Genomic DNA, 18,048 nt, shown 5'->3' with positions numbered 1-18,048 from the left:
ACTCCCCTCAATCCATGAAGCCCTGAAGCTTCAACTCAATGGAGCGAGGGTTTTCACCTTCGGCGATCGACAGGATGCCTTCCAGCAACATTTCGCGATAACGCGACTGACGTAATGCGATGGACTTCAGTTTGGCGGCAATCGGCAGCAGCACCAGGTTGGCACTGGCCACGCCGTAGATGGTGGCAACGAAGGCCACGGCGATGCCGTTACCCAGTTGCGAGGGATCACCGAGGTTGCCCATCACGTGAATCAGGCCCATCACCGCACCGATGATGCCGATGGTCGGCGCGTAGCCGCCCATGCTTTCAAAGACTTTGGCCGCTTCGATATCACGGGTTTCCTGGGTGTAGAAATCCACTTCCAGGATGCTGCGGATGGCTTCAGGTTCAGCGCCGTCCACCAGCAGTTGCAGGCCTTTGCGCGAGTAGCTGTCGGGCTCGGTATCCGCCACCCCTTCCAGTCCGAGCAAGCCTTCCTTGCGCGCGGTCAGGCTCCAGTTGACGACGCGGTCGATGCCACCGGCCAGGTCGACGCGTGGTGGAAACAGAATCCACGCCAGAATCTGCATGGCCCGCTTGAAGGCGCTCATCGGCGATTGCAGCAACGCCGCGCCGATGGTGCCGCCGAGTACGATCAACGCCGCCGGACCGTTGGCCAGCGCGCCGAGGTGGCCGCCTTCGAGGTAGTTGCCGCCGATGATGGCGACGAACGCCATGATGATGCCGATAAGGCTGAGAACATCCATCAGATACAGGCCTCGACCAGGTGTTTGCCGATGTCATCCAGGCTGTACACCGCGTCGGCGAGCTCGGCTTTGACGATGGCCATCGGCATGCCGTAGATCACGCAGCTGGCTTCATCCTGGGCCCAGATCGAACTGCCGCCCTGCTTGAGCAGGCGCGCGCCTTCGCGACCGTCGGCGCCCATGCCGGTCAGTACGACCGCCAGAACTTTGTCACCGTAGGATTTGGCCGCCGATCCGAAGGTGATGTCCACGCACGGCTTGTAGTTCAAGCGCTCGTCGCCCGGCAGGATTTTCACCGCGCCACGGCCGTCGATCATCATCTGCTTGCCACCCGGCGCCAGCAACGCCAGGCCCGGACGCAGGATGTCGCCATCCTCGGCTTCCTTGACGCTGATGCGGCAGAGCTTGTCCAGACGTTCGGCAAAAGCCTTGGTGAAGGCCGCCGGCATGTGCTGGATCAGCACGATCGGCGCCGGGAAGCTGGCCGGCAATTGGGTCAACACCCGCTGCAGGGCCACCGGGCCGCCAGTGGAGGTACCGATAGCGACCAGTTTGTAAGCTTTACGTTTCGGCGCAGGCGACGAAGGGCTCGGCGCATGCGCACGGGCAGGAATCGGTGCCGGCGCTGGACGCACCGGCGCACTGGCGCCGTAACTGCCAATGCTCGAAGGCGTTGATGTCGGCGCAGGAGCGGCGACCGGAGCCGGTGCACTGTAGGCGCTGACCCGGCGGTTACTGCGCGAAATGCTGAGAATCTTCTCGCACAGCAGTTGCTTGACCTTCTCGGGGTTGCGCGAGATGTCTTCGAAGTTCTTCGGCAGGAAGTCCACCGCGCCGGCGTCCAGCGCATCGAGGGTGACCCGGGCGCCTTCGTGGGTCAGCGAGGAAAACATCAAGACCGGGGTCGGGCAGCGCTGCATGATGTGCCGCACGGCCGTGATGCCGTCCATCATCGGCATCTCGTAGTCCATGGTGATCACGTCCGGCTTGAGGGCCAGCGCCTGATCGATCGCCTCTTTTCCGTTGGTCGCCGTACCGACGACCTGGATATTCGAATCCGCTGAAAGAATTTCCGAGACGCGGCGGCGGAAAAACCCCGAATCGTCCACCACCAGGACTTTGACTGCCATAAACACTCCGTTAGATGGAGCCAGGCCCAGTCGCCCCGCTCCACCAGAATCAAATACGCCGTGCGGCGTAACGCTTGAGCATGCTCGGAACATCGAGAATCAGCGCGATGCGACCGTCACCGGTGATGGTGGCGCCCGACATGCCCGGGGTTCCCTGGAGCATCTTGCCCAATGGCTTGATGACCACTTCTTCCTGGCCCACGAGCTGATCGACGACGAAGCCGATCCGCTGGGTGCCCACCGAAAGGATCACCACATGGCCTTCGCGCTGCTCTTCGTGAGCGGCGGAGCTGACCAGCCAGCGCTTGAGGTAGAACAAGGGCAGCGCCTTGTCCCGCACGATCACCACTTCCTGGCCATCCACCACGTTGGTGGTCGACAGGTCGAGGTGGAAGATCTCGTTGACGTTCACCAGCGGGAACGCGAACGCCTGGTTGCCGAGCATGACCATCAGTGTCGGCATGATCGCCAGGGTCAACGGGACCTTGATGACGATCTTCGAACCCTGGCCCTTGGCCGAGTAGATGTTGATCGAACCGTTGAGCTGGGAAATCTTGGTTTTCACTACGTCCATGCCCACGCCACGGCCCGACACGTCGGAAATCTCGGTCTTGGTCGAGAAACCCGGGGCGAAAATCAGGTTGTAGCATTCGGTGTCGCTCAGGCGATCGGCCGCATCCTTGTCCATCACACCGCGTTTCACCGCGATGGAGCGCAGGACGTTCGGGTCCATGCCTTTGCCGTCATCGGAAATCGACAGCAGGATGTGGTCGCCTTCCTGCTCTGCGGCCAGGATCACCTTGCCGCCACGGGCCTTACCGGAGGCTTCGCGTTCTTCCGGTGACTCGATACCGTGGTCGACCGCGTTGCGCACCAAGTGGACCAACGGGTCGGCCAAGGCCTCGACAAGGTTCTTGTCGAGGTCGGTTTCTTCACCGACCAGTTCCAGGTTGATCTCTTTCTTGAGCTGTCGAGCCAGGTCGCGAACCAGGCGCGGGAAGCGCCCGAAGACTTTCTTGATCGGCTGCATCCGGGTCTTCATGACTGCGGTCTGCAGATCGGCCGTGACCACGTCGAGGTTCGACACGGCCTTGGACATGGCTTCGTCGCCGCTGTTGAGGCCCAGGCGGACCAGACGGTTACGCACCAGCACCAACTCGCCGACCATGTTCATGATTTCGTCGAGACGCGCGGTGTCGACGCGTACGGTGGTCTCGGCTTCGCTGACCGGTTTTTCCGCTGGCGCAGCAGCCGGGGCACGGGCCGGAGCCGGCGCAGCTGCGGCGGCTGGAGCCGGTTTTTCGGCTTTCGGCTCAGGCGTCTTGGCCGCGGGTGCTGCGGCCCTGGCCGCTGGGGCGGCAACCGGGGCGCTGGCGCCAGTCGTCGTTGCAGCGCCTGTTGCCGATGCGTTCGCAGCGCCGACGTCGGTGAACTTGCCTTTGCCGTGCAGTTCGTCGAGCAGCGATTCGAACTCGTGATCGGTGATCAGGTCGCTACCGGCTGCGGCAGCAGCAGGCTCGGCGGGTGTTACCGGAGCCGCCGAGGCGATCGCCGACTCCAGCGCATCCACGGCAAAGTTACCCTTGCCATGCAATTGATCGAGCAGCGCTTCGAATTCGTCGTCGGTGATATCGGAGCTGTCGCCCTCGGCTTTCGGTGCTTCAGGCGCGGCGGGTGCCGAAGACAGCGCATCGACGGCGAACTGTCCTTTACCGTGCAATTGGTCGAGCAGCGACTCGAACTCGGCATCGGTGATTTCGTCACTGGCCGCGTCATCGCTGGCTGGTGGCTGCGCGGCCGCCGGCGCCTCGGCTTGAGCCTTGACGGCGCTCAGCGAGTCCAGCAGTTGTTCGAATTCATTGTCGGTGATGTCACCCGATTGGCTTTCGGCAACAGGTTCTTCAACCACCTCGACGACGGGCGCCGGTGCGGCCTCGTCAGCCGTTTGCGGCTCGGCCAGACGGGACAGGGCAGCGAGCAATTCAGGTGTGGCCGCCGTGATCGGGCTGCGCTCGCGGACTTCGCTGAACATGCTGTTCACCGCGTCCAGTGCTTCGAGAACCACGTCCATCAATTCCGAATCGACGCGGCGTTCGCCCTTGCGCAGGATGTCGAACACGTTCTCGGCGATGTGACAGCACTCCACCAGCTCGTTGAGCTGGAGGAAGCCGGCGCCCCCTTTTACAGTGTGAAAACCGCGAAAAATTGCATTGAGCAAGTCCGCATCATCCGGTCGGCTTTCCAGCTCGACCAGCTGTTCGGACAGTTGCTCTAGAATCTCGCCGGCCTCAACCAGGAAATCCTGAAGGATCTCTTCATCGGCGCCGAAGCTCATTAATGGTGTGCTCCTAACAGGTTCAAAAACCCAAAAAACCTAAAATTCCAAACCCTAGAAACCCAGGCTGGATAACAAGTCGTCCACATCATCCTGACCGGATACAACGTCTTCTCTTTTATCGGCATGAATCTGCGGACCTTCACCCTGAGAGAGATGTTTTTGTGGATCTTTTTCGGCGAGCATCGCCTCACGGTCATGCTCGATGCCCGCAAAGCGGTCTACGTGGCTGGCCATGAGAACGAGCTTGAGCAGGTTGCTTTCAACTTCGGTGACCAGTTGGGTCACACGCTTGATCACCTGACCGGTGAGGTCCTGGTAATCCTGGGCCAACAGGATGTCGTTGAGGTTGCTCGACACGGTGCGGCCGTCTTCACTGCTGCGCGCCAGGAAACCGTCGACTCGCCGGGCCAACTCGCGGAACTCTTCAGCCCCGACTTCACGGCGCATGAATCGCCCCCAGTCCGTGCTCAAGGCCTGGGCTTCATCGCTCAGGCGGTTGACCAGCGGCGTGGCGTTTTCCACCAGATCCATGGTGCGGTTGGCGGCGGCCTCGGTGAGTTTCACAACATACCCCAGACGCTCAGTGGCATCGGTGATCTGTGACACTTCCTCGGCTTGCGGCATGTGCGGGTCAATCTGGAAATTGACGATCGCGCTGTGCAGCTCGCGGGTGAGCTTGCCCACTTCCTGATACAGGCCGCGGTCACGGGTCTGATTGAGCTCATGGATCAATTGCACAGCATCGCCGAACTTGCCTTTCTCAAGGCTCGCGACCAGTTCGACGGCGTGTTTTTTCAGGGTGGATTCAAAATCGCCCTGCGAAGTCTCGTTATATCCCATAGCTCCCCCGTGGCGCGGTTCAACCGATGCGTTCAAAAATCTTTTCGATTTTTTCTTTCAACGCCTGGGCCGTGAAGGGTTTGACCACATAACCGTTTACACCGGCCTGGGCCGCTTCGATGATCTGCTCGCGCTTGGCTTCAGCGGTCACCATCAGCACCGGCAGGTGCTTGAGCTTTTCATCGGCACGCACGTGGCGCAGCAGATCGATACCGGTCATGCCAGGCATGTTCCAGTCGGTCACCAGAAAGTCGATGCTCCCGCTGTTGAGTACCGGAATGGCGGTGGTGCCATCGTCGGCCTCGACCGTGTTGGTGAACCCAAGGTCACGCAACAGGTTTTTTATGATCCGCCGCATCGTTGAGAAGTCATCAACGATGAGGATTTTCATGTTCTTGTCCAATTCGACCTCCAAGCAGACTAAAACGCGCCCAGCACCTGGACGCGCCATTTCAATCAATCTGGCAAAGCACTCGATGACTGTGTGGGGTACAGCGGATCGAGACCGGCGCGGTTCATCACCCCGCCAGCCACATCGCAGTGCCCCCACACTGCCTTCAGCGCGCTCGCCACTCTCCCAAACGCCCCCGCAAACGGGCCGCGCACTGGCTGTGTAACTGGCTGACCCGAGATTCGCTGACCCCCAGGACCTCGCCGATTTCCTTGAGATTCAATTCTTCGTCGTAGTACAGCGCCAACACCAGTCGCTCACGCTCCGGCAAATTGGCAATCGCGTCCGCCAGCGCCGCCTGGAAGCGTTCATCCTCCAGATCGCGTGACGGTTCGAGATGAGCACTCGCGCCATCCTCGTGCAGCCCTTCGTGTTCGCCGTCCTGCAACAGATCGTCGAAACTGAATAACCGGCTGCCCAGGGTGTCGTTCAAAATCCCGTAGTAATCGTCGAGACTCAATTGGAGTTCGGCCGCAACTTCGTGATCTTTAGCGTCACGGCCGGTTTTAGCTTCAATCGAACGAATGGCGTCGCTGACCATGCGGGTATTGCGGTGGACCGAACGTGGCGCCCAGTCCCCCTTGCGCACTTCATCGAGCATGGCGCCGCGGATGCGAATGCCCGCGTAGGTCTCGAAACTTGCGCCCTTGCTGGCATCGTATTTGGTCGACACTTCAAGCAGTCCGATCATCCCGGCCTGGATCAGGTCCTCGACCTGGACACTGGCCGGCAAACGCGCCAGCAAGTGATAGGCAATGCGTTTGACCAGTGGCGCGTAACGCTCGATCAGCTCGTACTGCGCGTCACGCGCCGACTTCTTGTAGAGGTTGTAACCGCTGGCTGTCATAGCACGGGTCCTGCCGTTTGTTGCACGAGGCGCTCGACGAAAAACTCCAGGTGCCCGCGCGGATTGGCAGGCAGTGGCCAGGTATCGACCTTCTGTGCGATCGCCTTGAAAGCCAGCGAGCACTTGGAACGCGGAAAGGCTTCGTAAACGGCACGTTGCTTCTGCACGGCCTTGCGCACGCTTTCGTCGTACGGCACGGCGCCGACGTATTGCAGGGCAACGTCGAGGAAGCGATCGGTGACCTTGGTCAACTTGGCGAACAGGTTGCGGCCTTCCTGCGGGCTCTGGGCCATGTTGGCCAGGACGCGGAAACGATTCATGCCGTAATCGCGGTTCAACAGCTTGATCAATGCATAGGCGTCGGTGATCGAGGTCGGCTCGTCGCACACCACCAGCAACACTTCCTGCGCGGCGCGTACGAAACTGACTACCGAGTCACCAATACCCGCAGCTGTGTCGATCACCAGTACATCGAGGTTGTCGCCGATATCACTGAACGCCTGGATCAGGCCGGCGTGTTGCGCCGGGCTCAAATGAACCATGCTCTGGGTACCGGAAGCGGCCGGAACGATGCGGATACCGCCAGGCCCCTGCAACAGGACGTCGCGCAGCTCGCAGCGGCCTTCGATCACGTCGGCCAGGGTACGTTTGGGTGTCAGGCCCAGCAGAACGTCGACGTTCGCCAACCCCAGGTCGGCGTCCAGCAACATGACGCGCCGGCCAAGTTCAGCCAAAGCCAGGGACAAGTTCACTGACACGTTAGTTTTCCCGACGCCACCTTTGCCGCCGGTCACCGCGATCACCTGTACGGGATGCATGCTGCCCATGTTATTTCATTACCTTGTCTTGCATAGACGGAGGCCACATTACTGGCTGCGCGTTCGCTACTGGAACAATGCATGGCAGACCATCGATGTAGGTACACAAACTATTCATTTTCACCTCAGCCAACCTGCTTGGTGGGGCTGTGGTAGATGTCAGCGAACATGTCAGCCATGGCTTCTTCGCTGGGCTCTTCCTGCATTTGCACGCTGACGGCGCGACTGACCAGTTGATGACGACGCGGCAGATGCAAATCATCCGGAATACGCGGGCCGTCGGTCAGATACGCCACCGGCAATTCATGGCTGATGGCCAGGCTCAACACCTCGCCCAGACTTGCCGTCTCATCCAGTTTAGTCAGGATGCAGCCTGCCAGGCCGCAACGCTTGTAACTGTGATAAGCGGCGGTTAGAACCTGTTTCTGGCTGGTGGTTGCCAGGACCAGGTAATTTTTCGACCGAATGCCTCGCCCTGCCAAGCTTTCAAGCTGCATGCGCAGTGCCGGATCGCTGGCCTGCAGGCCTGCGGTGTCGATCAGCACCACGCGCTTGCGCAGCAGTGGATCCAGCGCCTGTACCAGCGATTGCCCCGGATCGACGTGGGTCACCGGCACGTTGAGAATCCGACCAAGGGTCTTGAGTTGTTCCTGGGCACCAATACGGTAGCTGTCCATGCTCACCAGCGCGATGTTTTGCGCGCCATACTTCAACACATAACGGGCCGCCAGTTTGGCCAGGGTGGTGGTCTTGCCCATGCCGGCCGGGCCGACCATGGCAATCACGCCGCCTTCTTCCAGCGGTTCGACTTCCGGGGTGACGATCATCCGCGCCAGGTGCGCCAGCAACATGCGCCACGCCTGACGGGGTTCTTCGATATCGGTAATCAGCGCCAGCAAATCCCGCGACAACGGGCCGGACAGGCCGATGCGCTGCAGGCGGCGCCAGAGATTGGCCTGGTCCGGACGCCTGCCTTGCAGCTGGTTCCACGCTAAAGACCCTAGCTGCACTTCCAGCAATTCACGCAGGCCGTTGAGCTCGAAACGCATCGAGTCGAACACACGCTGGTCGATAGCAGGCGCGGCAGCAGGGGCCGGCGCAGGGCGACGAGGCTCGGTATAGGTCGGCTCGATCAGTGGCTCGGCGGCAGTCAACGGCAGGCCGGCAAACAACTGGCGATTGGTGGCGTTGTCGCTCTCGCCTTCGCTGCGCAGGCTCAATTCGGCCTGGGCGGTGACGATCCGCGATTGAGTTTTGCGCAGCTCATCTTCGAGCTCCATGTTCGGAACCCGCGGAGCCAGCGCCGACAGCTTGTAATCCAGGGCAGCCGTCAGCTCGACACCGCCGGCGATCCGGCGGTTGCCAATGATGGCGGCATCGGCGCCCAGCTCATCACGAACCAGTTTCATGGCCTGACGCATATCGGCGGCGAAAAAACGCTTAACTTGCATAACCCACTACCTCAGCCGTTGGGCCCTACTGTCGCAACGATGGTCACTTGCTTGTTGTCAGGGATTTCCTGGTAAGCCAACACGTGCAAACCCGGTACTGCCAGTCGGCCAAACCGCGAGAGCATCGCGCGGACCGGACCGGCCACCAGCAGAATCACCGGTTGACCTTGCATCTCCTGACGCTGCGCCGCATCGATCAACGAACGCTGCAGCTTCTCGGCCATGCTTGGCTCCAGCAGAACACCCTCTTCCGAGCCTTGTCCTGCCTTCTGCAGACTATTGAGCAATATTTGTTCCAACCTTGGCTCCAGCGTGATAACTGGCAGCTCCGAGTCAGTCCCTACAATGCTTTGCACGATTGCGCGGGATACGCCAACGCGCACCGCGGCCACCAAGGCGGCAGTATCTTGACTCTTGGAAGCGTTGTTCGCGATGGCTTCGGCAATGCTGCGAATGTCGCGCACCGGCACCTGCTCGGCCAACAGCGCCTGCAGAACCTTGAGCAATTGCGACAGCGACAGCACGCCCGGCACCAGCTCCTCGGCGAGTTTCGGCGAGTTTTTCGCCAGCAACTGCATGAGTTGCTGCACTTCCTCGTGGCCGATGAGCTCGCTGGAGTGCTTGTACAGAATCTGGTTCAAGTGCGTCGCCACCACGGTGCTGGCATCGACCACGGTGTAACCCAGCGATTGCGCCTGGGCGCGCTGGCTGATTTCGATCCACACCGCTTCCAGACCGAAAGCCGGATCTTTGGCGGTTATGCCATTGAGCGTGCCGTAAACCTGCCCCGGATTGATTGCCAGCTCGCGGTCCGGATAGATCTCCGCCTCGGCCAGAATCACGCCCATCAGGGTCAGACGATAGGCGCTCGGCGCCAGGTCGAGGTTGTCGCGGATGTGCACGGTCGGCATCAGGAACCCCAGGTCCTGGGACAGCTTCTTGCGCACGCCCTTGATCCGCGCCAGCAGTTGACCGCCCTGATTGCGGTCCACCAGCGGAATCAGGCGGTAGCCCACTTCCAGACCGATCATGTCAATTGGCGTCACATCATCCCAACCCAGCTCCTTGGTTTCCTGGGCACGGGCCGGCGAAGGCAACAGTTCCTGCTGGCGCTTGACCTCCTCCAACGCCTGCACCTTGACCTGGTTTTGCTTTTTCCAGAACAGGTAGGCACCACCCGCCGCCAGGGCGGCCATGGTCAGGAAGGAAAAATGCGGCATGCCAGGCACCAGCCCCATCACTGCCATCAGGCCAGCGGATACGGCCAAAGCCTTGGGCGAGGCGAACATCTGGCGATTGATCTGCTTGCCCATGTCTTCGGAACCGGAAGCACGGGTCACCATGATCGCTGCTGCGGTGGACAACAGCAGTGATGGCAATTGCGCCACCAAACCGTCACCGATGGTCAACAGCGCGTAAACCTTGCCAGCATCGGCGAAGCTCATGTTGTGCTGGAAGATACCGACCGCCATGCCGCCGATCAGGTTGATGAACAGAATCAGCAAACCGGCGATGGCGTCACCGCGTACGAATTTACTGGCACCGTCCATGGAACCGTAGAACTCGGCCTCCTGAGCCACTTCCGCACGACGGGCCTTGGCCTGGGCCTGATCAATCAGACCGGCGTTGAGGTCGGCGTCGATCGCCATTTGCTTGCCGGGCATCGCATCGAGGGTAAAGCGCGCGCTCACCTCGGAAATACGCCCGGCACCCTTGGTCACCACGACGAAGTTGATGATCATCAGAATGGCGAAGACCACGATACCGACCACGTAGTTACCGCCGATCACCACCTCACCGAAGGCCTGGATCACCTTACCGGCGGCAGCATGGCCTTCCTGACCATGGAGCATCACCACCCGCGTCGAGGCAACGTTCAGCGCCAGTCGCAACAGCGTTGCCACCAGCAAGATGGTCGGGAACACCGCGAAATCCAGCGGCCGCAAGGCGTAGACGCAGACCAGCAACACGACAATCGACAGGGCGATGTTGAAGGTGAAAAACACGTCCAGCAGGAACGGCGGGACCGGCAACATCATCATCGCCAACATGACCAGCAGCAACAGCGGCACGCCCAGATTGCCTCGGCTGAGGTCTGCCATGTGCGTGCGTGTCGTGTTGAGTAACTGAGAGCGATCCACCGGTAATCCCCGTGCCTTTAAAGCAAACTTTTGACGCCTGAAGCGGGCGCAGTGGGGCTACTGCAAGAAGCTTTCCAACTTTTGTGAAGGGTTGAAATAGAGGGGATTGCAGAAGAATTTGTGTCGCCTGGCCGGGCCTCTTCGCGAGCAGGCTCACTCCCACAATGATCGAGGCAACCCGGACCCAGCGCACGACACAGCTCCCCTGTGGGAGCGAGCCTGCTCGCGAAGAGGCCAGAACTGCCAGCGCAAGCCCGAATCAAACTACATGACCAAGGTTCAAACTGGACAGAGGATCAAATCCAACAGCCGAATCCAGCAAACCTATCAGATCTGCTAGTACCCAGCCACATGCGAAACCACCAATACTGAGCGTCAGCACTTCAAACCTTCGGAGCACTCACCTATGCCATCGCCGGTCGCAGCCCTCCTTAACCAATATCGGTACGATCCCCTCGACCGGCTGATCGCCAATAGACTGCCGAATGAGCCAGAGCACCAGCGTTACTACTGCAAGAGCCGGTTGGCCACCCAGATCCATGGTGCGGCGAGCAATTCCATCGTTCAGCATGACGATCAGTTGCTGGCGCAACAGCAGATTGAAAACGGTGCATACGAAACATCGCTTCTGGGTACGGATCAACAGCGTTCGGTACTACAGACAACCAACGAAAACGACCCACTACAGCGCGTCAGTTACTCGCCGTATGGCTACCAACCGCACTTGAATAAATTGCTCAGCTTGCTTGGATTCAACGGCGAACGACCGGATCCGGTAACGGGACACTATTTGCTAGGTAATGGATACCGGACGTTTAATCCGATGTTGATGCGATTCAACAGCCCCGACAACTTGAGCCCCTTTGGAAAAGGAGGGGTAAATTCTTATGTGTACTGCCTGAATGATCCTGCAAACCGAAAAGATCCCGGCGGCCAAGCCTCCTTCAAGGTCGTGGCAATACTGCTAAGAAGCATCCATCGCATGAAAAGACAGACAGCACCAATTAAAAGAGCGCTCAAGCTCACTAAGGATGATTACGGCTCAATTTCAAGTATCGACAATGGATTTTCGACGCTTCGTGAAGGAATTGGCCCGGCAAAAGAAACGATCAACTCTCCGACACTCCAACAGTTGAGCTTCAGCTCCATACCAGGAAACCAACTACAGATTCTCGCCAACAAAAGTGTAGGGCACGCCAGAATAATTAAGGACCTAGATCTCTCGATCGGAGATATAAACCTAAGTAATTTCTCTCGAAAAAATTATTCAGACAACTTTGTGAAGGATGCCGATTCTTGGAATGTAACATTTGAAAAACGCACCGCCAGGCTCGGCGCAAACGATTCTGCATTAGCTGGAGAGAGGCCAGGAATACTCGCTTCAAGAGCCAAGCTTCGGGCGATAAGAGATCACGAGTTCCCGGAAAAACATACCTTCGACATTACCGAAAATAGAAGATACCCATTCAGAAATTAGAGAAAAAAGGGAACACCTACTTCTAAATTTTCCATTCGATCCGAAATAGAGCAATTAATCGGATTTGCGCCACCAGAACTGAGGCTACTGCACGCGGGGCTCGCTCCTACAGATTTTGCTTCTCTTGCACCATTCGCAAATGAAATAGACCCGGTATGCGAGAGAGCAGGCAGCGGCTTGCCCGCGAGAGGCCAACACCAACAACGAAAAAATCAGGAATCGCGCCGCAAATCCGGCGGAATCGGCAAGTCATCCTTAAGCGGGTCCGGGCGTTTGCCCTTGCCCGCCCGGTATTGGCGGATCTGATAGACGTAGGCCAACACCTGCGCCACCGCTAGATAGAGCCCGCCAGGGATTTCTTGCTCAAGCTCCGTCGAGTAATAAATGGAACGCGCCAACGCCGGCGATTCCAACAACAGAATCTCATTGGCCTGGGCAATTTCGCGGATTTTTAGAGCCAGGAAATCGCTACCCTTGGCGATGAGCATCGGCGCCCCGCTTTTGTCCGGGTCGTACTTGAGGGCCACGGCGTAGTGGGTCGGGTTGGTGATGACCACGTCGGCCTCGGGGATCGCCGCCATCATCCGCCGCTGGGACATTTCCCGTTGCAGCTGGCGAATCCGCTGCTTGACCTCTGGTCGGCCTTCCTGGTCCTTGTGCTCGTCGCGCACTTCCTGCTTGGTCATTTTCAGTTTTTTGATGCTTTCCCACAGCTGGATCGGCACGTCGACGGCAGCGATGATGATCAGCCCGCAGGCCATCCACAAAGTGCTCCAGCCGACCACTTGCAGGCTGTGGGTGATCGCTCGGTCCATCGGCTCATGGGCGATGCGCAGCAGGTCGTCAATATCCGACGACAGCACCACCAGCGCCACAAACAGAATGATAAAAAACTTGGCCAGGGCCTTGAGCAGTTCAGTGACGGCCTTGGCCGAGAACATGCGCTTGAGGCCTGCGCCGGGGTTCATTCGGCTGAACTTGGGGGCCATGGTGCTGGCGGAGAACAGCCAGCCACCGAGGGAAATCGGGCCGATCAGCGCGGCCAGCAGCAAGGTGATCATCACCGGTTGAATCGCCAGCAAGGCGATTTTCCCGGAATGCAGCAAGAAGATGCCCATCGAGCGCTGGTCAAGCACCACGTCCCGGGACAGGGAAAAATTCAGGCGCATCAGCTCCATCATTTCCTGGGCCAAAGCACCGCCGAATATCAACAGTGCGCTGGCGCCGGCGAGCATGATCGCCAGGGTGTTGAGTTCCTTGGAGCGTGCAATTTCGCCCTTCTCACGGGCGTCCTTTTTCTTTTTCTCCGTGGGGTCTTCTGTTTTGTCCTGACCGCTTTCGCTCTCAGCCATGACTCAGCGCGCCTTTGCCAGTTCGCGTAAAAACTGCAAAGCCTCGGAGGCCAGCGGTTGATACTGATTGAGAATGTCCGCCAACCCGACCCAGACGATGAACAACCCGAGCACCAGGGTCAGCGGGAAGCCGACGGAGAAAATGTTCAATTGCGGCGCCGCCCGGGTCATTACGCCAAACGCGATGTTGACCACCAGCAGCGCGGTGATCGCCGGCAACACCAGCATCAGAGCGGCGCCAAGCACCCAGCCCAGTTTGCCGGCCAGCTCCCAGAAATGATTGACCATCAAAGCGTTGCCCACCGGCAGTGTGGTGAAGCTTTCGGCGAGCACTTCGAACACCACCAGATGACCGTTCATTGCCAGGAACATCAGCGTCACCAGCATGGTGAAGAACTGCCCGATCACCGCCGCCGACACGCCGTTGGTGGGGTCGACCATCGAGGCGAAGCCCATGCCCATCTGAATAGAAATGATCTGCCCGGCCACCACGAATGCCTGGAAGAACAGTTGCAGGGAAAAACCCAGGACCGCGCCGACGAGGATCTGCTCGCCAATCAGCATCCACCCGCCAAGGGACAGTGCATTGACCGATGGCATGGGTGGCAGGTTGGGCGCAAGCACGACGGTGATCGCCAGGGCGAAATAGAGACGAATGCGCTTGGGCACCAGCGTCGTACCGAACACCGGCATCACCATCAGCAAGGCGCCGACACGGAACAGCGGCAACATGAAGGTCGCCACCCAAGTGCTGATCTGGGTATCCGTCAGCTGGAGCAGCGACGACATGGCTTAGCCGATGACCTGCGGAATGCTGTGATACAGCTGCAGGATGTACTCCATGAACGTCTGTACCAGCCACGGGCCGGCCACGATCAGGGTCACCAGCATCACCAGCAGGCGCGGCAGGAAGCTCAGGGTCTGTTCGTTGATCTGGGTAGCGGCCTGGAACATCGCCACGATCAGGCCGACCAGCAGGCTGGGAATCACCAGCACCGCCACCATCAGGGTGGTCAGCCACAGGGCTTCGCGGAAGATGTCGACGGCGACTTCAGGGGTCATGGCGATACACCACCGAAACTGCTGGCCAGGGTGCCGATAATAAGCGCCCAGCCATCGACCAGCACGAACAGCATGATTTTGAACGGCAGGGAAATGATCAGCGGCGACAGCATCATCATACCCATGGCCATCAGCACACTGGCCACGACAAGGTCGATGATCAGGAACGGAATGAAGATCATGAAGCCGATCTGGAAGGCGGTTTTAAGCTCGGACGTCACGAACGCCGGCACCAGGATGGTCAGCGGCGCCTGATCCGGCGAGGCAATGTCCGCGCGTTTGGACAGGCGCATGAACAACTCCAGATCGCTGGTGCGGGTCTGGGCGAGCATGAAATCCTTGATCGGCACCTGAGCCTTCGCCACGGCATCCTGGGCGCTCATCTTTTCCGCCAGGTACGGTTGCAAGGCATCCTGGTTAACCCGGTCGAACACCGGGGCCATGATGAACAGGGTCAGGAACAGCGCCATGCCCGTGAGGATCTGGTTCGACGGTGTCTGCTGCAGGCCCAGGGCCTGACGCAGAATCGAGAAGACGATGATGATCCGGGTAAAACTGGTCATCAGCATGACGAACGCCGGAATGAAACTCAGCGCGGTCATGATCAGCAGGATTTGCAGGCTGACCGAATATTCCTGGGCGCCCTCTGCATTGGTGCCCAGGGTGATCGCCGGGATCGACAACGGATCGGCGGCGAATGCCAGCGGCGCGGCCAGCATCAGGGCCAGCGTCAAGACGATGCGTAACGCACCCATTACTTCTTATCCTTCTGATCCTTGCCCAGCATCTTCATCAGATGCTGGGCAAACTCCGGAGTCGCTTTCTCGGCGGTAGCAGGCACTTCAACCGGCTCTTTAAGCACATGCAACGCGGTGATGGTGCCGGGGCTGAGGCCCAGCAGGATCTGCTCGTTGCCGACCTGTACCAGCATCAGGCGCTCGCGGGGACCGAGGGCGCGGGAACCGATCAGTTCTATCACCTGCCCCTTGCCAGCGGGACCGGCCTGCTGCACCCGACGCAACAGCCAGGCGAGGAAGAAGATCAACCCCAGCACCAGCAACAAACCCAGCACCAGCTGCGTCAATTGCCCGGCCACACCGCTGCCGGCTACCGGAGCAGCAGCGGTCGTCGCAGCAGGCTCGGCCGCCAGCACACTGAGTGGCAGCGCCAACAGGCCCCAAAGAAGCTTTTTCACTCAGCGCAACTTCTTGATGCGTTCGCTTGGGCTGATCACGTCGGTCAGGCGGATGCCGAACTTCTCGTTGACCACTACTACCTCGCCATGGGCGATGAGCGTGCCGTTGACCAGTACGTCCAGCGGCTCACCGGCCAGACGATCAAGCTCGATCACCGAACCCTGGTTGAGTTGCAGCAGATTGCGGATGTTGATGTCGGTGCTGCCCACTTCCATGGAGATCGACACAGGGATATCGAGGATCACGTCCAGGTTCGGGCCCTCCAGGCTGACGTGATCATTGTTTTTCGGCATGCTGCCGAATTCTTCCATTGGCACCCGGTTCGAGCTGGAAACACCCGCGTCGGCGGCCAGCAGCGCATCGATGTCGGCCTGACCGCCATCACCTGACTCTTCCAGGGCCGCAGCCCACTCGTCAGCCAGCGTCTGGTCGTTGTTCATATCGTCAGTCATCAATTTGTCCTCGGCGAGCAACTGCCCGATCAGAAGCAGTCATTTCAAATAGGGTTGGAGCGCCGGTCAGCGGCGCTCAATCGGCTCGATCACCTGCAACGCGAGGTTGCCTTTGTGCGAGCCCATCTTGACCTTGAAGGCCGGCACGCCGTTGGCGCGCATGATCATGTCTTCCGGCATTTCCACCGGGATGATGTCCCCCGGCTGCATGTGCAGGATGTCGCGCAGCTTCAACTGACGGCGGGCGACTGTGGCGCCGATCGGCACGTCGACATCCAGCACGTCCTGGCGCAAGGCATTGACCCAGCGCTCGTCCTGGTCGTCGAGGTCCGACTGGAAGCCGGCGTCGAGCATCTCGCGCACCGGCTCGATCATCGAGTACGGCATGGTCACGTGCAGGTCGCCGCCACCGCCATCGAGTTCGATGTGGAAGGTCGACACCACAATGGCTTCGCTCGGGCCGACGATGTTGGCCATGGCCGGGTTTACTTCCGAGTTGATGTACTCGAAGTTCACTTCCATGATCGCCTGCCAGGCTTCCTTCAAGTCGATGAAGGCCTGTTCCAGCACCATGCGCACCACGCGAAGTTCGGTCGGGGTGAATTCACGCCCCTCGATCTTCGCGTGACGGCCGTCGCCGCCGAAGAAGTTGTCCACCAGCTTGAACACCAGCTTGGCGTCGAGAATGAACAGCGCGGTGCCACGCAGTGGCTTGATCTTGACCAGGTTGAGGCTGGTCGGTACGTACAGCGAGTGCACGTATTCGCCGAACTTCATCACCTGCACGCCACCGACCGCAACGTCCGCCGAACGGCGCAGCATGTTGAACATGCTGATACGCGTGTAGCGGGCGAAACGTTCGTTGATCATTTCCAGCGTCGGCATGCGTCCACGGACGATGCGATCCTGGCTGGTCAGGTCATAGCTTTTGACACTGCCGGGTTCGGCAGCGTTCTCGGTCTGTACCAGACCATCGTCCACGCCATGCAACAGCGCGTCGATCTCATCCTGGGACAGTAGATCCTGCACGGCCATGTCGTGTTCCTACTGCAGTACGAAATTAGTGAAAAGCAACTGTTCGACGACCACTTTGCCGAGTTCTTTCTGCGCCACTTCCTGGACGCTGGCCGTGGCCTTCTGACGCAACATTTCCTGGCCGACCGGCGACGCGAGCGTGGCGAAGTCCTGGCCGGAAAACAGCATGACCAGGTTATTGCGGATTACCGGCATGTGGATTTTGAGTGCATCCAGATCGGCCTGGTTTCGCGCGAGCATGGTGATGCTCACCTGCATGTAGCGCTGACGACCGTTTTGGTTGTAGTTGGCAACAAACGCCGGCGCCATCGATTCGAAAATCGCCGGTTGCTTGCCCACCGGAGCGATTTCGGCCGCGGTGGCAGGCTTGCTCTGGGCGCTGTGCATGAAGTACCAGGTCGCCCCCACGGACAAACCGATCGCCAGCAGCAAGGCCAGCACGATCACGATAATCAGTTTGAGTTTGCCTTTGGTTGCGGGGTCTTTTACTGCTGCGTCGCTCTTCGCCATGCCAATAATCCGTCACTAATCGGGTTTTCACAGTCGCACGGATAGGCAAGAGCAAGTGTTATGCCAGAACGTTCGGGAAGGGGTAACGTCGCAAAACTACTGTGGGGGAGGGGGGGGGGGGGGGGGGGAGAGGGGGGGGGGGGGGAGGGGGGAGGGGGCAACCGCCCCCTCCACCCAACTGCCCCACCCAAAACTTCCTT

General features: G+C 59.5%; 18 protein-coding genes. 1 reads left to right on the top strand and 17 read right to left on the bottom strand.

Translation table 11 applies throughout. The features are described 5' to 3' along the window. Positions 1-7: 7 nt before the first annotated feature. The 9 genes from ACSFE6_RS18220 to flhA all read right to left on the bottom strand — a co-directional run bounded on the left by ACSFE6_RS18220 (position 8) and on the right by flhA (position 10,725). Complete coding sequence (locus tag ACSFE6_RS18220) at positions 8-748, bottom strand: flagellar motor protein (protein ID WP_435428923.1); 741 nt, start codon at positions 746-748, stop codon at positions 8-10. Beyond that, positions 748-1,878 carry a protein-glutamate methylesterase/protein-glutamine glutaminase gene (locus tag ACSFE6_RS18215; RefSeq protein WP_435428922.1) on the bottom strand — a complete coding sequence of 377 codons (1,131 nt, stop codon included), beginning with the start codon at positions 1,876-1,878 and terminating at the stop codon, positions 748-750. The genes ACSFE6_RS18220 and ACSFE6_RS18215 overlap by 1 nt, the downstream gene beginning before the upstream one ends. Positions 1,879-1,927: 49 nt before the next feature. Further along, positions 1,928-4,213 carry a chemotaxis protein CheA gene (locus tag ACSFE6_RS18210; protein WP_435428921.1) on the bottom strand — a complete coding sequence of 762 codons (2,286 nt, stop codon included), beginning with the start codon at positions 4,211-4,213 and terminating at the stop codon, positions 1,928-1,930. A gap of 54 nt (positions 4,214-4,267) precedes the next feature. Continuing rightward, complete coding sequence (locus tag ACSFE6_RS18205; RefSeq protein WP_435428920.1) at positions 4,268-5,056, bottom strand: protein phosphatase CheZ; 789 nt, start codon at positions 5,054-5,056, stop codon at positions 4,268-4,270. Positions 5,057-5,075: 19 nt separating this feature from the next. Beyond that, the gene (locus ACSFE6_RS18200) at positions 5,076-5,447 is read right to left on the bottom strand and encodes a chemotaxis response regulator CheY (protein ID WP_003183998.1); all 372 of its coding nucleotides are present in this window, start codon (positions 5,445-5,447) and stop codon (positions 5,076-5,078) included. Between the two features lie 166 nt (positions 5,448-5,613). Then, positions 5,614-6,354 carry an RNA polymerase sigma factor FliA gene (fliA, locus tag ACSFE6_RS18195; RefSeq protein WP_007894214.1) on the bottom strand — a complete coding sequence of 247 codons (741 nt, stop codon included), beginning with the start codon at positions 6,352-6,354 and terminating at the stop codon, positions 5,614-5,616. Beyond that, on the bottom strand, positions 6,351-7,181 hold the full coding sequence (fleN, locus tag ACSFE6_RS18190) for a flagellar synthesis regulator FleN (protein WP_008001746.1): 831 nt from the start codon (positions 7,179-7,181) through the stop codon (positions 6,351-6,353). The genes fliA and fleN overlap by 4 nt, the downstream gene beginning before the upstream one ends. A gap of 116 nt (positions 7,182-7,297) precedes the next feature. Then, complete coding sequence (flhF, locus tag ACSFE6_RS18185) at positions 7,298-8,623, bottom strand: flagellar biosynthesis protein FlhF (protein ID WP_435428919.1); 1,326 nt, start codon at positions 8,621-8,623, stop codon at positions 7,298-7,300. Positions 8,624-8,634: 11 nt separating this feature from the next. After that, positions 8,635-10,725: a flagellar biosynthesis protein FlhA gene (gene flhA / locus ACSFE6_RS18180; protein ID WP_435428918.1), complete on the bottom strand. Its 2,091-nt coding sequence runs from the start codon at positions 10,723-10,725 to the stop codon at positions 8,635-8,637. 445 nt (positions 10,726-11,170) lie between these two features. Here flhA and ACSFE6_RS18175 point away from each other — a divergent pair, with 445 nt between their 5' ends. Beyond that, positions 11,171-12,241, top strand: coding sequence for an RHS repeat-associated core domain-containing protein (locus ACSFE6_RS18175; RefSeq protein WP_435428917.1), 1,071 nt, complete (start codon positions 11,171-11,173; stop codon positions 12,239-12,241). Between the two features lie 212 nt (positions 12,242-12,453). Here ACSFE6_RS18175 and flhB read toward each other — a convergent pair whose 3' ends face one another. Genes flhB through fliL form a run of 8 tightly spaced genes read right to left on the bottom strand, consistent with a single transcriptional unit; the run spans position 12,454 to position 17,848 of the window. Next, positions 12,454-13,593 (bottom strand): flagellar biosynthesis protein FlhB, encoded by a 1,140-nt coding sequence (gene flhB, locus ACSFE6_RS18170; RefSeq protein WP_435428916.1) that lies wholly within the window; start codon positions 13,591-13,593, stop codon positions 12,454-12,456. A 3-nt stretch (positions 13,594-13,596) separates the two neighbouring features. Then, positions 13,597-14,373: a flagellar biosynthetic protein FliR gene (gene fliR, locus ACSFE6_RS18165; RefSeq protein ID WP_435428954.1), complete on the bottom strand. Its 777-nt coding sequence runs from the start codon at positions 14,371-14,373 to the stop codon at positions 13,597-13,599. Between the two features lie 12 nt (positions 14,374-14,385). After that, positions 14,386-14,655 carry a flagellar biosynthesis protein FliQ gene (gene fliQ, locus ACSFE6_RS18160; RefSeq protein ID WP_110964383.1) on the bottom strand — a complete coding sequence of 90 codons (270 nt, stop codon included), beginning with the start codon at positions 14,653-14,655 and terminating at the stop codon, positions 14,386-14,388. After that, positions 14,652-15,410 (bottom strand): flagellar type III secretion system pore protein FliP, encoded by a 759-nt coding sequence (fliP, locus tag ACSFE6_RS18155; RefSeq protein ID WP_435428915.1) that lies wholly within the window; start codon positions 15,408-15,410, stop codon positions 14,652-14,654. The genes fliQ and fliP overlap by 4 nt, the downstream gene beginning before the upstream one ends. Then, positions 15,410-15,850: a flagellar biosynthetic protein FliO gene (gene fliO, locus ACSFE6_RS18150; RefSeq protein WP_435428914.1), complete on the bottom strand. Its 441-nt coding sequence runs from the start codon at positions 15,848-15,850 to the stop codon at positions 15,410-15,412. The genes fliP and fliO overlap by 1 nt, the downstream gene beginning before the upstream one ends. Next, entirely contained in the window at positions 15,851-16,324 is a 474-nt protein-coding gene (gene fliN / locus ACSFE6_RS18145; RefSeq protein ID WP_435428913.1) for a flagellar motor switch protein FliN, read from the bottom strand. Positions 16,325-16,369: 45 nt separating this feature from the next. Further along, on the bottom strand, positions 16,370-17,338 hold the full coding sequence (fliM, locus tag ACSFE6_RS18140; RefSeq protein ID WP_435428912.1) for a flagellar motor switch protein FliM: 969 nt from the start codon (positions 17,336-17,338) through the stop codon (positions 16,370-16,372). Between the two features lie 9 nt (positions 17,339-17,347). Beyond that, positions 17,348-17,848 (bottom strand): flagellar basal body-associated protein FliL, encoded by a 501-nt coding sequence (fliL, locus tag ACSFE6_RS18135; RefSeq protein ID WP_435428911.1) that lies wholly within the window; start codon positions 17,846-17,848, stop codon positions 17,348-17,350. Positions 17,849-18,048 lie beyond the last annotated feature (200 nt).

This window comes from Pseudomonas baetica (assembly GCF_051216495.1).
In the GTDB taxonomy this organism is placed as follows: Bacteria; Pseudomonadota; Gammaproteobacteria; order Pseudomonadales; family Pseudomonadaceae; genus Aquipseudomonas; species Aquipseudomonas baetica_B.
This window is presented reverse-complemented; position numbering and strand designations above follow the sequence as displayed.